The sequence below is a fragment of the Actinomadura miaoliensis genome (assembly GCF_039536785.1).
In the GTDB taxonomy this organism is placed as follows: Bacteria; Actinomycetota; Actinomycetes; order Streptosporangiales; family Streptosporangiaceae; genus Spirillospora; species Spirillospora miaoliensis.
This window is the reverse complement of the sequence record NZ_BAAAZG010000011.1, coordinates 1-319: the sequence shown is the minus strand read 5'-3', so window position 1 is coordinate 319 and position 319 is coordinate 1. Positions and strand designations below refer to the sequence as shown.

The following is a 319-nucleotide window of genomic DNA, read 5'->3' as shown; positions in this document are numbered from 1 at the left end:
CGCGTCTCACCAGGGATCGTGCTCGTCGAGGTAGGGCGGCTGCGACTCGTCGTCGCGTCGGTGCCTGCCCCGGCCGCCGCCCGGCTCCGGCGGCCGGTTGCCGCCCGTCTGGTGGGGGGAGGCGCCCGGCGCGTACGGGTTGGCCGGGGGCTGCTGCTGCGGCCCGGTACCGGGCGTGCGCGGGCTGTAGGGCTGCGAAAGGTACGGGTCCGGCGGGGGCGGCGCGCCGTAGGGGGCGGCCGGCCGCGTGGCGGTGTCCTGCGGCCCGCCGCGCGGGTGGACGCCCGCCGGGGGTGGTGCCGTACCCGGCGGACCGCCT

Annotated in this window: 1 pseudogene; it reads right to left on the bottom strand. The window is 80.9% G+C overall.

Features of this window, described 5'->3' with window-relative positions:
• Positions 1-6: 6 nt before the first annotated feature.
• A pseudogene (locus tag ABD811_RS10385) lies at positions 7-319 on the bottom strand (hypothetical protein); the annotation flags it as partial.